The 13,069-nt window shown below is 72.0% G+C and carries 12 protein-coding genes and 1 tRNA gene; 8 read left to right on the plus strand and 5 right to left on the minus strand.

Annotated features, from left to right (window positions below; genetic code table 11):
* Positions 1–22: 22 nt before the first annotated feature.
* Entirely contained in the window at positions 23–1,114 is a 1,092-nt protein-coding gene (locus B1205_RS22555; RefSeq protein WP_089157430.1) for an ABC transporter ATP-binding protein, read from the minus strand.
* Positions 1,115–1,478: 364 nt separating this feature from the next.
* Between B1205_RS22555 and B1205_RS22560 the strand changes: the two genes are divergently transcribed.
* Positions 1,479–1,555 (plus strand) — tRNA-Thr (locus B1205_RS22560).
* A gap of 8 nt (positions 1,556–1,563) precedes the next feature.
* On the opposite strand, the gene B1205_RS22565 is transcribed toward B1205_RS22560, so the two are convergent.
* On the minus strand, positions 1,564–2,337 hold the full coding sequence (locus B1205_RS22565; protein WP_089157431.1) for a DUF4386 domain-containing protein: 774 nt from the start codon (positions 2,335–2,337) through the stop codon (positions 1,564–1,566).
* 182 nt (positions 2,338–2,519) lie between these two features.
* Between B1205_RS22565 and B1205_RS22570 the strand changes: the two genes are divergently transcribed.
* From B1205_RS22570 to B1205_RS22605, 7 genes are all read left to right on the plus strand, one after another.
* Positions 2,520–2,903 (plus strand): helix-turn-helix domain-containing protein, encoded by a 384-nt coding sequence (locus tag B1205_RS22570; protein WP_217809856.1) that lies wholly within the window; start codon positions 2,520–2,522, stop codon positions 2,901–2,903.
* Between the two features lie 35 nt (positions 2,904–2,938).
* Positions 2,939–3,373: a VOC family protein gene (locus B1205_RS22575; protein ID WP_089157432.1), complete on the plus strand. Its 435-nt coding sequence runs from the start codon at positions 2,939–2,941 to the stop codon at positions 3,371–3,373.
* Between the two features lie 66 nt (positions 3,374–3,439).
* Entirely contained in the window at positions 3,440–4,051 is a 612-nt protein-coding gene (locus B1205_RS22580; protein ID WP_089157523.1) for a histidine phosphatase family protein, read from the plus strand.
* A gap of 704 nt (positions 4,052–4,755) precedes the next feature.
* Positions 4,756–7,155 carry a M4 family metallopeptidase gene (locus tag B1205_RS22590; RefSeq protein ID WP_089157434.1) on the plus strand — a complete coding sequence of 800 codons (2,400 nt, stop codon included), beginning with the start codon at positions 4,756–4,758 and terminating at the stop codon, positions 7,153–7,155.
* A 75-nt stretch (positions 7,156–7,230) separates the two neighbouring features.
* On the plus strand, positions 7,231–7,992 hold the full coding sequence (locus B1205_RS22595) for an enoyl-CoA hydratase/isomerase family protein (RefSeq protein WP_089157524.1): 762 nt from the start codon (positions 7,231–7,233) through the stop codon (positions 7,990–7,992).
* 134 nt (positions 7,993–8,126) lie between these two features.
* Positions 8,127–8,648: a hypothetical protein gene (locus B1205_RS22600; protein WP_140158128.1), complete on the plus strand. Its 522-nt coding sequence runs from the start codon at positions 8,127–8,129 to the stop codon at positions 8,646–8,648.
* A 384-nt stretch (positions 8,649–9,032) separates the two neighbouring features.
* Positions 9,033–9,287 (plus strand): hypothetical protein, encoded by a 255-nt coding sequence (locus B1205_RS22605; RefSeq protein WP_089157436.1) that lies wholly within the window; start codon positions 9,033–9,035, stop codon positions 9,285–9,287.
* A 217-nt stretch (positions 9,288–9,504) separates the two neighbouring features.
* Here the strand turns inward: B1205_RS22605 and B1205_RS22610 are convergent, their stop codons facing one another.
* The 3 genes from B1205_RS22610 to B1205_RS22620 all read right to left on the minus strand — a co-directional run bounded on the left by B1205_RS22610 (position 9,505) and on the right by B1205_RS22620 (position 12,836).
* Positions 9,505–9,945 carry an HNH endonuclease gene (locus tag B1205_RS22610; protein WP_089157437.1) on the minus strand — a complete coding sequence of 147 codons (441 nt, stop codon included), beginning with the start codon at positions 9,943–9,945 and terminating at the stop codon, positions 9,505–9,507.
* Positions 9,946–10,137: 192 nt separating this feature from the next.
* A complete protein-coding gene (locus B1205_RS22615; RefSeq protein WP_089157438.1) occupies positions 10,138–11,271 on the minus strand; it encodes a hypothetical protein in 1,134 nt (377 codons plus the stop codon).
* Between the two features lie 23 nt (positions 11,272–11,294).
* Positions 11,295–12,836, minus strand: a complete 1,542-nt coding sequence (locus tag B1205_RS22620) for an FAD-dependent oxidoreductase (RefSeq protein ID WP_089157439.1) — start codon at positions 12,834–12,836, stop codon at positions 11,295–11,297.
* Positions 12,837–13,069 lie beyond the last annotated feature (233 nt).

Raw genomic sequence — 13,069 nt, forward strand, 5'->3', positions numbered from 1 at the left:
CGGTCCGCCGTGGCGGGCCGNGTCAGATCCGCTTGCCGGTGGCAGCGTTGAAGACGTGGCTACGGCCGGTACGCGGCTTGACGAACACGGTGTCGCCCATGTTCGGCATGCTGCGCCGGTCGGTGCGGACCACGAACCGCTCGTTGTGCCCCTCCAGCGCGGCGTGGCCGTAGACGTTGGCGTCGGAGCCCAGGTCCTCGACCAGCTCGACCACGACCGGCATACCGCCCTCGGACGGGCTGACCAGGTCGCAGTCCTCCGGCCGGAAGCCGACGGTGACCTTGCCCTCGCCGCCCTCGGCGCGGGCCGCCTGGATCTGCTCGCGGGTCAGCGGCACGATCATCTCGGCGAACGCGCCGCCCTGGTCGGTCAGCTTCACCGTCTTGATGTTCATGGCCGGGGAGCCCATGAAGCCGGCGACGAAGACGTTGGCCGGGGTGTCGTAGAGCGCCCGCGGGGTGTCCACCTGCTGGAGCACGCCGTCCAGCATGACCGCCACCCGGTGACCCATGGTCATGGCCTCGACCTGGTCGTGGGTGACGTAGACCGTGGTGACGCCGAGCTTCGCCTGGAGCGAGGCGATCTGGGTACGGGTCTGCACGCGCAGCTTGGCGTCGAGGTTCGACAGCGGCTCGTCCATGAGGAAGACCTGCGGCTCGCGGACGATCGCGCGGCCCATGGCGACACGCTGACGCTGACCACCGGAGAGCGCCTTCGGCTTGCGGCTGAGGAACTCCTCCAACTGGAGCAGCCCGGCCGCCTCCTTGACCCGCCGGTCGATCTCCGCCTTCGAGGTCTTGCGCAGCTTGAGGGCGAACGCCATGTTCTCGTACACCGTCATGTGCGGGTAGAGCGCGTAGTTCTGGAAGACCATCGCGATGTCGCGGGCCTTCGGCGGGAGGTGGGTGACGTCCCGGTCGTCGATGTAGATCGCGCCGTCGTCGACGTCCTCCAGGCCGGCGAGCATCCGCAGGCTGGTGGACTTGCCGCAGCCGGACGGGCCGACCAGGACGAGGAACTCCCCGTCGCCGATCTGGAGGTCGAGCTGGTTGACGGCGGGGCGCTCGGTGCCCGGGTAGATCCGGGACGCCTTCGCGTAGGTGACCGTAGCCATGATGGTGCGCTTCCTTTCACCGGCAGGAACGTGCCGGACGATCCGAGTGAAGGAGCGACCGGCACCCAGGGTGCCGGCCCCGACGGGGCGTCGTCCGGGCAGCCGAGGCCGTCCGGAGTGTCGTCCGTGTCACTGCACCGTAAACGCCTTTCACGTTCGTGCCAAGACGGGGAGCAGCGGGTGGGACGCTCGACATGGGCAAATCGGTCAGTGAGGCACTGGGAGGTATCAATCTCCCCGGCGTCGCGGCACTCCGTGACGATCCGTAGGCATCATCGATTGAGAAACTGACGTTTTCCGTGCTCGGAAGCCCTGCCAGGCGGGATTTTCGGTGGCCAGTCGCTATGCTGACCCCGTCACATGCGCCCCTGTAGCTCAGCTGGCCAGAGCACTCGCCTTGTAAGCGAGATGTCGCCGGTTCGATCCCGGCCGGGGGCTCCAAATTTACATCAGACGTTTCGGGTCGCCCGGCCCGGCCTGGCCGGATGCCGACAGCGTCGGCGGACGCGCAGGCCGCCGACCAGGCTCACCGGAACGCCTGATGTATTCCGGACCGACGGCCGGCGCGGGTCCTCAGGCGTTGGTGCTCNGCCCTTGACGATCAGGTAGACGCCGAGTGAGAACTCCCACACCGCGATGGGAAGCGCCGCGATCGCGGTCACCGGCGACAGCCGGTCCCAGTGGCCGAACAGCGCACCGACGTCGGAGACGACGAGCAGGGGCGCCCCGACCAGGCCGAGCACCGGGAGGACCCGCGGGACGAGGCGCGACTGGTAGAGCAGGGAACCCAGCAACAGCGCGTTCACGGCCGGAAGGAAACCTTGACTGAGCAGGAACACCGAGTCGTAGAGAGCGACCAGCGCCTGGCCGGTGACCACCGTGTCGGCACCGGCTCCGTCCCGCCGCAGGGCCACCACGGTGAGGAGGCTCGCGACGCCGACGAAGATGCCGGCGGCTTCGAGCACCCGGGCGGCGAGGAAACCCAGCGCTCGGGCCTCGTCCTGCCGCTTGAGCACCGGGTACAGCACGACGGCGGTGCCGATGCAGGCGAGCGCGACGATCACTTCCAGGACGCCGCCGGCGACGACCGGGGCTTCCGACGCGGTGCCCGTGAGGTAGCCCGCGTCGCGTACCGGGTCGTACAGCGCGACGGTGGGGATCGAGGCGAAGGTGAGCACGTAGCAGCCGCCCGCGAGCAGCGAGGTCTTCCGCAAAGAGTCCATCTGGGGCCCTCCCGTGGCTGTCGTTCAATCGACGGTGGTCATGTCGTTACCCTGCTGGGCAACCGGGCGGCGGCGGATCGGCCGCTCAGGCAGTCCTCAACGGCGACCGAACTGGGAGGGGTGACAGGGTGTTAACAGGGGCCCCTTCCTATGCAGAATGCGTTAACAAGGTGCCCCTCCTTATGTCGAACCGGGCGATGCTGCGGGCCCGGGACGCAATGGACCGGGCGTACGCGCAGCCGCTGGACATCGCCGCGCTCGCCCGGCTCGCGCACGTCTCCGAGGCGCACTTCATCCGCACCTTCCGGGCCACCTTCGGCGAGACACCGCACCGCTACCTGCAACGCCGCCGGATCGAGCGGGCCATGTGGATGCTGCTGGAGACCGACCGGGACGTCACGGAGATCTGCCTCGCCGTCGGCTTCGCCAGCCTCGGCACGTTCAGCCGGACGTTCCGGCAGATCGTCGGGGAGTCACCGAGCGGCTTCCGGCGGCATCGGTCCGCCCTCACGAACGTGCCGAGCTGCTTCACCAAGTCCTGGAGCAGACCCAGCAGTTTCGGATAAGCGGCAGCAGGGATACCTGTTCTAGCGTCCGTGGCATGACGATGACTTCGATCTCCCGCTCCCAGATCTACGTGCTCGACCAGGACGAGGCCCTCGACTTCTACGTCGGGAAGTTGGGCATGGAGGTGAACACCGACCAGGATCTCGGCTTCATGCGTTGGCTCACGGTCAACGTGCCGGGCGACGCCGGTCGGGAGATCCTGCTGGAGAGGCCGGGTCCGCCGGCCCTGGACCCGAAGACCGCCGAGCAGGTCCGGGACCTGCTCACCAAGGGCGCCGCCGGCGGCTTCCTGTTCCTCACCACCGACGACGCGCACCAGACGTACGCGGATCTGGTCGCGAAGGGGGTGGAGGTGACCGATGAGCCGACCGACCGGCCGTACGGGATCGACTTCGGCATCCGCGACCCGTTCGGCAACCGGATCCGGATCGGTCAGATGCACCCGCGGGAGCAGTGGGCGCAGGGCTGACCACGGGGCGGCGGGGAACGGGGGCGGCCGGCTAGGGTCGGCCTCCCCGATCCCGCTGAGGTGACGATGGCGACCCGTCTGCTGTTCCTGGCCCGGCACGGCGAGCAGGATCGGGCGGAGGAGGAGGGGAACACCGGCCTTTCCGCGCGGGGCCGGCGGCAGGCGACGCTGCTCGGCGAGCGACTGCGCGGGGCGCGGATCGACGCGGTGCACCACGGGCCGCTGGCCCGGGCGGCGGAGACCGCGGCGCTGGTCGCCGCCGCGCTGCCCGGTGTCCCGGTACGCGTCGACGACCGGGCCGGGGACCATCTGCCGCACGACACCGACCCGACCGGCCTGCCGGAGCGGCACGCGGCGTTCCTCGCCCAATTCAGCGAGCGGGAGCGCCGGAAGGGTCCGCGCGTGACGGCGGCGGCGGTGGCCCGGTTCGCCACCGCCCCCGCCGAGGGCGACGTCCGTGAGCTGGTCGTCACGCACAACTTCCTGGTGGCCTGGCTGGTGCGGCACGCGTTGGAGGCGCCGGCGCGCCGCTGGATCGGGCTGAACCACGCCAACTGCGCGTTGACCGTGATCCGGTTCAGCGACGTCGGCCCGCCGACGGTGCTCGCGGTGAACGACGCGGCGCACCTGCCGCCCGAGCTGCGCGCCACCGGCCTGCCGGACGACTACCGCTTCTGAAGGACGCGTGCCGGGCCGCACCGGGCGGCGGGCCAGGACCGGGCGGCGGGCCGCACCGGGCGGCGGGCCCGGCTGGCCGCGGCACCCGTGCGGCGCGCGGTTCGGGTCAGCCGGTGGCGCGGGTGAGCAGGCCGACCACCTCGGCGGTGGCGGCCGGCGGGGTGCCCTGCGGCGGGCAGTCGACGTAGGAGCTGGTGGTCGGGCCGATGGTGAGCCGGTAGCTGAACGCGTCGGCGCACATGGTCGCCGGCACGGTGACGGTGGCCTCGGCGGTCAGTCGGGGGTCCGCGGCGAGCCGACGTAGCCGGTCGAGGTCCGTCTCGGTGAGCTTGCCGTCCCGGGCGGCGCCGGCCCGGTCGGTCTTCGTCCAGCGGCCGTCCGGCCGCACCGTGATCGTGTCGGTCAGGCCGACGATGCCGCCGGAACGCACGAGCACCACGTCGACGCCGGGCAGCGGGGTGACGGCCGGGCCGACCGGCGTCGGCGAGGCGGGCCGGGCGCAGCCGGCGAGCGGGGTGAGGAGGGCGGCGACGGCGGCCNATCGGACGCATGACGGGGCCACCCGGTTCCGGATCACCGCGCCCCCTCATCCGTTCGGTCAGTGTCTCGGACGGGAAACCGCCAGCCTCTTTCATGCCCTTCGATGTCTCAGCTATATCTACAGCAGTGACTACCCCCGTCACAACTTCCTTCCAGGAGGGCACGTGAAAAGAACCGTCGCCGTCGTCAGCGCAGCGCTGCTCACCAGCGGCGTGCTGACCTGCGTCACCACCTCGGCGCAAGCGGCAGCGCCCAACGCCCCCAGCCCCGAACCCGCCGCCGCGGCCCGGGCAGACAGCCTGCTCCGTGCCAACCCCGGCGCCGTCCAGGGTGCCAGCGGGGAGGCGTACCAGGCCGTCCGCACCAAGGTGGACCCCTCCGGGGCCGCACACACCCGTTACTCCCGGACCTACCAGGGCCTGCGGGTCTACGGCGGTGACTTCGTCGTGCACACCGCACCGAACGGCACCCTGACCGGCACGTCGGTCGGCCTGTCCGCCCCGCTCACCCTGGGCACCACCGCGAAGGTCGGCGCGGACGCGGCGAAGGCCAGCGCACGCAAGACGTTCTCCGGCAGCCTCACCTCGGTCGGCGCCCCCGAGCTGTTCGTCGACGCCAGCAGCGGCAAGGGCCGGCTGGCCTGGGAGACGGTCGCCACCGGCTGGAAGGCGGACAAGCAGACGCCGTCGAAGCTGCACGTGGTCACCGACGCGACCACCGGCAAGGTGATCGGCTCGTACGACGAGATCGAGTCGGTGATCGGCAGCGGCCAGGGCATCTACACCGGCACGGTCAGCATCGACACGACGCTCTCCGGCAGCACCTACCAGCTGATCGACCCGTCGCACGGCAACGGCCGCACCTGCGACATGAACAACGGCACCTCCACCTGCACCACGTTCACCGACGCGGACAACGTGTGGGGCAACGGCACCAACTCGAACCGGCAGTCGGCCGCCGTGGACGCCCACTTCGGCGCCGCGAAGACGTTCGACTACTTCAAGGACACGCACGGCCGCAACGGCATCTTCGGCAACGGGCAGGGCGTGCCGAGCCGGGTGCACTACGGCAACAACTACGTCAACGCGTTCTGGGACGGCGCCCAGATGACCTACGGCGACGGGTCGAGCAACTCCCGGCCGCTGGTCTCGCTGGACGTGGCCGGGCACGAGATGAGCCACGGCGTCACCGAGGCGCTGTCCGGCCTGGTCTACTCCGGTGAGTCCGGTGGCCTGAACGAGGCCACCAGCGACATCTTCGGCAACATGGTGGAGTTCTTCGCCGCCGCGCCGAGCGACCCGGGCGACTACCAGGTCGGTGAGAAGATCAACATCAACGGCAACGGTACGCCGCTGCGCTACATGTACAACCCGTCGCTGGACGGCTCGTCCGACTCCTGCTGGTCCACCAGCACGAAGAACAAGGACGTGCACTACTCCTCCGGTGTGGCCAACCACTTCTTCTTCAACCTCGCCGAGGGCACCGGCGCCACCGCGTACGGCACCTCGCCGGTCTGCGGCTCGGCCCCGGCGGTGACCGGCATCGGCCGCGCCAAGGCGGAGAAGATCTGGTACCGGGCGCTCGACGTGTACTTCACCTCGAACACCCAGTACGTGAGCACCAGCAACCCGGCGAACACCGCCCGCGCGTACACCCTTCGGGCGGCCACCGACCTGTACGGCAACTGCTCCACCGAGTACAAGACCGTCCAGGCGGCGTGGACCGCGGTGAACGTGGCCGGCAGCGACGCGCCGTGCAGCTCCACCGGCAACGACTTCTCCGTCTCGCTCTCCCCGACCGCCGGCTCGGTGACCCAGGGTGGTTCCGTCTCCGCCACCGTCGCCACCGCCACCACCAACGGGGCCGCGCAGACCGTGACGTTCTCCGCGTCCGGCCTGCCGACCGGCGCCACCGCGTCGTTCAGCCCCGCCTCGGTGACCTCGGGCGCCTCGTCCACGCTCACCATCGCCACCAGCGCGAGCACCCCGACCGGCACGTACTCGGTGACGGTCACCGGTAGCGCGGCGTCGGGCACGAAGTCCGCCACGTACTCGTTGACGGTCACCGGCACCGGCGGCGGCTGCACCGGCGCCGGCCAGAAGCTCGCCAACCCGGGCTTCGAGTCCGGCAACACCGGCTGGACCACCACCTCCGGCGTGATCGGCCAGTACGGCTCGCAGGGCCAGCCGACCCACGGCGGCACCTGGAACGCCTGGTTGAACGGCTACGGCAGCACGCGTACCGACACGCTGGCGCAGTCGGTGAGCCTGCCGTCGGGCTGCTCGACCTACAACTTCAGCTTCTGGCTGCACATCGACTCGGCGGAGAGCACGACGAGCGTGCAGTACGACAAGCTGAACGTGCAGGTGCTGAACTCCTCCGGCACCGTGCTGGCGACGCTGGCGACCTACTCGAACCTGAACAAGGCCACCGGCTACACCCAGCGTTCGTTCTCCCTGGCCTCGTACGCCGGGCAGACCGTCACGCTGAAGTTCACCGGCACCGAGGACGCCTCCCTGCAGACGTCCTTCGTGGTCGACGACACCGCGCTCGACGTCTCCTGACCTGACCGCCGGACACCGGGGCCCGGCGGCCACCCCACGCGGGTGGTCGCCGGGCCCCGCCGCTACGGTCGGGGCATGTCGGACGCGGAGTTGACCGTCACGATCGACGGCCCGGTGGCGACCGTGGTGATCCGGAACCCGGCCCGCCGCAACGCTATGACCCCGGCCATGTGGCGGCGGCTCCCGGTGCTGCTCGACGGCCTGGAGGCCGACCCGACGGTACGCGCGCTGGTGCTCACCGGCGCGGGCGGCACGTTCTGCGCCGGCGCCGACCTCGGCGACCTGGACGGACTGGTGTCGGCCGGCGACGCCAGCATCGCGGTGGCCGCCGAGGAACGGCTCGCCGCGTTCGGCCGGCCCACCGTGGCCGCGATCGAGGGCGCCTGCGTGGGTGGCGGCTGTCAACTCGCGGTCGCCTGCGACCTGCGCCTCGCCGCGGCGGACGCCCGCTTCGGCGTACCCCCGGCCCGGCTCGGCCTGGTCTATCCCGCGCCGACGACCCGCCGGCTGGCCGGCCTGGTCGGGCCGTCCGCGGCCAAGCACCTGCTCTTCACCGGCGACCTGGTCGACGCCGACCGGGCGCTGCGGATCGGCCTGGTCGACGAGGTGTTGCCGGCGGACGCGCTCGCCGACCGGGTGGCGGCGCTGACCGCCACGATCGCCGAGCGGTCCCGGCTCACCGTGGCCGCCGCCAAGGAGATCGTCGACGGCCGCGCCGATGCCGACCGGATCGCCTGGTGGCACGCGCAGGTGCGGGAGAGCGGCGAGGCCCGCGAGGGGGTGGCGGCGACCAACGAGCGCCGGCCGCCGCGCTTCGGCTGGACCCCGCCGGCCTGATCGTCGTTTGACCGGCGCCGCCCTCCGGGTACGGCGTGAGCGTCGAACGGGGGGCCACGATGGACGGTGTGGAGCAGCGTGAGATCCGGCGCGGACGTCGACGGTTCCGAGGGCTCATGCTCAGTGTGGGGCTGGTGTTCGGTGTGCTTGGCTTCCTGCTCGCCCGGCAGTTGGCTGTTCGGGACGGATCGTCCAGGTGGGAGGCGCGTGCGCCGGAGGTGGCCCAGTTCGTCGGAGTCGTGGTCGTCGTCCTCGGCGCGTTGATCGAGGTCGGTGCCATCGTGTGGGCCGTCCGGTGGGGGCGGATCCGGGCCGGTCGTGAGTCCCCGATGTGGGCTTTGGGCATGCGGAAGCGGTCCCGGCTGGTCAAGCGGGTACGGCGCGGCGACATCGGGTCCGACGACGACCTGCCGACGCTCACCGTCGTCGCCCGCCAGATGGTGGCCGGCGGCTGGTGGGCCGTCCTCGCGGCCGGGCTGGTGCTGGTGAACCTCGGTCAGGCGCTGATCCGCGTGACCTCGATCGGGTTCGTGGTCCTCTTCGGGCTGGTGGCGGCGCTGTTTGCGCTGGCCGCCTGGCAGGTCCACCGGGACGCTCGTCGGGCAGCGACGTTCCTGCGCCAGCATCCAGCCGAGCCGCACGGCGCGCTGCGCTAGATCTTGGAAAATTTCGGCCCCGCTGAGGGCCATTTCCTTCCAAGATCTCTCGCATGCGGCGGTTCGTCCTGTTGACCGGTGGCCTGCTGACGTTGAACCTCGGCCAGGCGTTGGCGAGTCTCACCCCGATCTGGCTGGGTCTGATCGGCATCCTGGCGGTGACGTTCGGCATCGTCTGCTGGCAGATCCCCCGGGGACGCGCGCCGGGCCGAGGCGTTCCTGCGGGCCCACCCGATCTGAGCGATCCCCGGGCCGGGCAGGCACCAGTTCGGGGATGTGGTGGCATTCCGAGGCCGAGACCTCGCCACTTCGGCGTAGTGGAGTCGACCATCCGGTCCCGGCCGTCCGAGGGACCTACTCGTCGTCGGTCGGTCGAGGCTGTCGGTGCTCGGCTGCGGACCGGCCCGACTGGAGTTGGCCGCGCAGTACGCCGGCGAACCGAGGTGGCTGGCCGTCGACATGGCCGAGCTGCTGCACGAGGCGATCGCCGACCTGACCCGGCTGAATGCCGAGCCGCCGGCCGGCGTGGCGATGTACGGCAGGTTCCTCGGCTGGGTGCGGCACCTGGCCGTGAACCGGGCACGCAATGCCGGCCACTTCGGGACCGCCCCCCGATCGCCGCGTCCCACGCGCCCCTAGATCTTGGTACGAGAGAGGGTCGCCCGGAAGGGTAATCGCCACCAGTTCGGTGAAGTGGCGGCATCAGAGCTGGCCGGATACCGCCACTTCGCCGAGCTGGCGTCCAGCCACCCGTCCAGCCACCCGGCCGCTCACACGGTCAGCTCGGGGACGGGGCCGGCGGGCGCCGCGCCGGGGCGTACCCCCGGCACCACCCCCTGTGCCCGCCGGCCGTCCGTCACCGCGCCAGCGCGGCCCAGCTCGGGGTGGCCGGCTCCCGCCGCAGCGGCATGCCCGCCTCGGCCGGGGTCCGGTCGCCCTTGCGCTGGTTACACGCGTAGCAGGCGGCGGTGGTGTTCCCCCAGGTGTTCCGGCCGCCGCGCGAGCGGGGCAGGACGTGGTCGACCGTGCTGGCCGGGCCGTCACAGTAGGCGCAGCGCCGGCCGTCGCGCGCCAGCACCCCGCCCCGGGACCAGGCCGGGCCGGCGCGGAACCGCCAGCGCGTCACCACGTACCGGACGAGGCGGACCACCCGCGGCAGCGGGAAGACGCCGATCAGCCGGTCCGGCTCGGCCTCGTGGATCTCGGCGACCCGGCGGCACAGCATCCGGATCGCATGCTGGACGGTGACCCGGTGCAGCGGGCCGAGGTCGGCGTTGACGACGAGGACGACGTCCACCGGGTTCTCCTTTCAGAAATGAAAAGCGCCGCCCGGTCCACGGGGACCGGGCGGCGCGACCTGGGCGCGTGGGCGCGCCTCAGTCGAGCCTTCCAGCCCATGGGCCGCCGGAGCCGAACAGCCACGACGGCATCGTGGTGGCGGATCGCAGCGACATGGAACGCTCCCGGAGCGGTGGTTGACCTTGTGCGCTCACGGTAGATCCGCACCGGAAACGCGGGCAACGTATTTCGATCCGCCCTCGGACGGCACCCGTTGCCGGCCGGCCCGCGCGGCCCGGCGGGCGGCGGTGAGCGGCCGGTCGATCCGGGCGCTCATCTGCACCACCAGCTCGCTCTCCAGCAGCGGCCGGTTCACCTCGGCGGCCACCGACAGCGTCGGGGTGGAGATCGACCGCCAGATCGCGATGAGCCCGGCGCCGAGGCCGACCAGCGCCACCGCCGCCCGGGTGGTGGGGGAGCCGGCCGCCGCCGCGGCGCTGACCCCGACCACCGCCAGGAGCACCACCAGCAGCGGCGCCAGCACCGGCCAGAAGATGCCCCGGGCCGCCTGCACCACCAGCTTCCGGTCCCGGATGATCACGTTCCGGGCCACCACCGCCCAGTTCTCCTCGTCCAGCAGGTCACGCGGGTGCAGGCCGCCGGTGAGCACGTCCTGCCACAGGTCGCCCTGGTTGCGCAGCTCGCGGGCCAGTTCGGCGAGGCCGGCCTCGGCCGGGTCGCCGGCCGTGGCCCGACCGACGGCGGTGGCCCAGGCGGCCAGGGAGCGGCGCACCACCGCCGCCGAGTACGGGGGCAGCACGCTGGCCAGCTCGTCCAGCCACCGGCTGAGCTGGACGTGCCGCCCGCCGAACCGCCGGACCAGCTCGGCGGCGTCGCCACGGCGGACCGTGTCGGCGAGGGAGCGGCCCAGCCGGTACGCCAACCCGATCCGGTGGTTGGTTGCCATCGTCCAGCGCAGCACGTCGACGTTCAGCTCGTCGAGGGCGAACAGCAGCGGCTCGCGATCTGCCCCGGTGGCACGCCGGGCGCCGGCGGTGGATGGTGCCGCGTGTCCGGCCGGGGTCAGCGGGGCGATCTGGATCAGGGCGACGTCCACGCCGTCCAGGTACATGCCGAGCCGGTGCCGTCCCGGCAACTCGGTCAGGTTGGACAGCTTCGCCGGGGCGGTCGCCGGTGGGTCGGCCCGCCCGGTCAGGTCGGCGGTCTGCGCGTGGTGGTAGGCGTCCGCCATGGACCAGCCGAGCCGCAGCGCGGTGACCACGGCCGCCCGCTCGTCCTGGCGTTGTTCCGCCCGCATCGCGGTGCCCAGTGCCCGACCTCCCATCTCACGGTCGAGCGTAATGCGCATTATGACCGCTTATCGGCGGTTCGCGCCAGCAGGCCACGGGGACGGATCGAACGCACCGGCTCGGCCGCCGCCCCCTCGGCGCGCAGGATGTGGTTCGCCGCGATGATCCCGGTCGACGCCGAACGCTCCATCAACGCGCTCGGAAACTCGACACGGATCCCGTCGCCGGCCAGATACAGGCCCGCCGCGTCGGTGCGTACCCCCGGACGGCCGGCGTGGCTGCCCGGGGTGAACGCCGGGGCCTGCGCCTCGACCCGGGCGCGCAACTCGCGTACCCGAAGGTCGGCTGCCTCCGGCCAGAGCGTGGTCAACTCCCGCAGCATCCGCGCGGCCAGCTCGTCGGCCGGCACGCCCGGCTCGCAGGCGTACGCGTGCAGCTCCACCACCGAACCGCCGGTGCGCGCAGCCCAGCGGCGCGGCTCGTCCTCCAGCCGGTGGTAGAGCGTCACCGAGTCCAACGTGGGCTGACGGGACACGCCACTGAACACCGCCCGCTCCGGACCCACGTCCCCGTCCATCCAGTAACGCGCCACCGCGTACGGTGGGCCGGGCCGACCGAACGCGGGCATCCGCGCCACCAGCTCGGGTGCCGCCGCGACCAGGCCGGGGGAGGCGGCGACCAGCGCGGCGAGAGCCGGCGGGTCGACGGCGAGCACCACATGCCCGGCCACCCAGGTCTCCCCGTCCGCGCCGGTCACCCGCCAGCCGTCCGGCGTCCGGTCCAGCCGGGCGGCCGGCGTGCCGGTCAGCACCCGGCCGCCGTGCTTCTCGACGTGCCGGGTCAGCGGCGCCCAGATGGCCGTCGCGTAGTCCCGGTCCGGGCAGTCGAAGGCCAGCCCCTCCGGATTGCCGAGCAGGTAGAAATGGAACTGGGCGATCATCTCGGCGGCCGACATCTCCGCCTCGTGGTTGAAGAACGAGTGCGAGAAGACCTCGAAGAGCATCGCCCGGGCCCGGTCCGGCAGCCGCAGCGACGTCAGCAACTCGTCGGCGGTCCGCTCGTCGAACTCCGCGTAGGTGCGCACCGGATCGTAGGTGAGCAGCGGCAACGCGGCGTCCCGGTCCATCGCGCGCAGGTCCGCCAGGCGCAGGCTCGGGCTGCGCAGCAGCAGCGCCAGCAGGTTGGCCGGCGGAGCCGGCGGCAACTTCCCGAACTCCTCGGTCGGCCAGTCGGCGGACAGGATCGGGTAGCCCGGCACCGGCTTCAGGAAGCCCAGCGTCGGATCGGCCCGGCGCAGGATCGAACGCCAGTTGCCGTACTGCCGGAAGAACGCGTGAAATCCGTGCTCGTTGACCTGGACGCCGTCCGGCAGCTCCTCCGGCCACGCGCCGAGCCGGCCGCCCAGGTGTGGCGCGGCCTCCAGCACGGTCACCGCCACGCCGCGCTCGGCCAGCACCACCGCCGCCGACATGCCGGCGATGCCACCGCCCACCACCAGCGCCGACGCCGGTCGCGGCACCCGGGGGGCGCCACCGCCGCCCGGGTCCACCACATGCTCGCGTACGCCGATGAGCCGGCCCACCATCTGCGACAGCCCCACGCCCCACCCTCCGCTCCCCAGTCCCCCCATCCTGCCCCAGGTGTAAGGAGGGGGNCCCCGCTTAACGCATTCGGTAGAGGAAGGGCCCCCGCTTAACAGCCGCGGGGTCCGCGCGCCGGCTGCGGATGCCGCGGGACTCGCGCGTCGGCTGCGGTGTTAAGCGGGGCCCCCTCCTCTACCGGAGGCGTTAAGCGGGGCCCCCTCCTTTCACGGGAGGCAGAGGCGGGGGGGGG

The organism is Micromonospora sp. NBS 11-29 (genome assembly GCF_002140155.1).
Lineage (GTDB): Bacteria > Actinomycetota > Actinomycetes > Mycobacteriales > Micromonosporaceae > Micromonospora.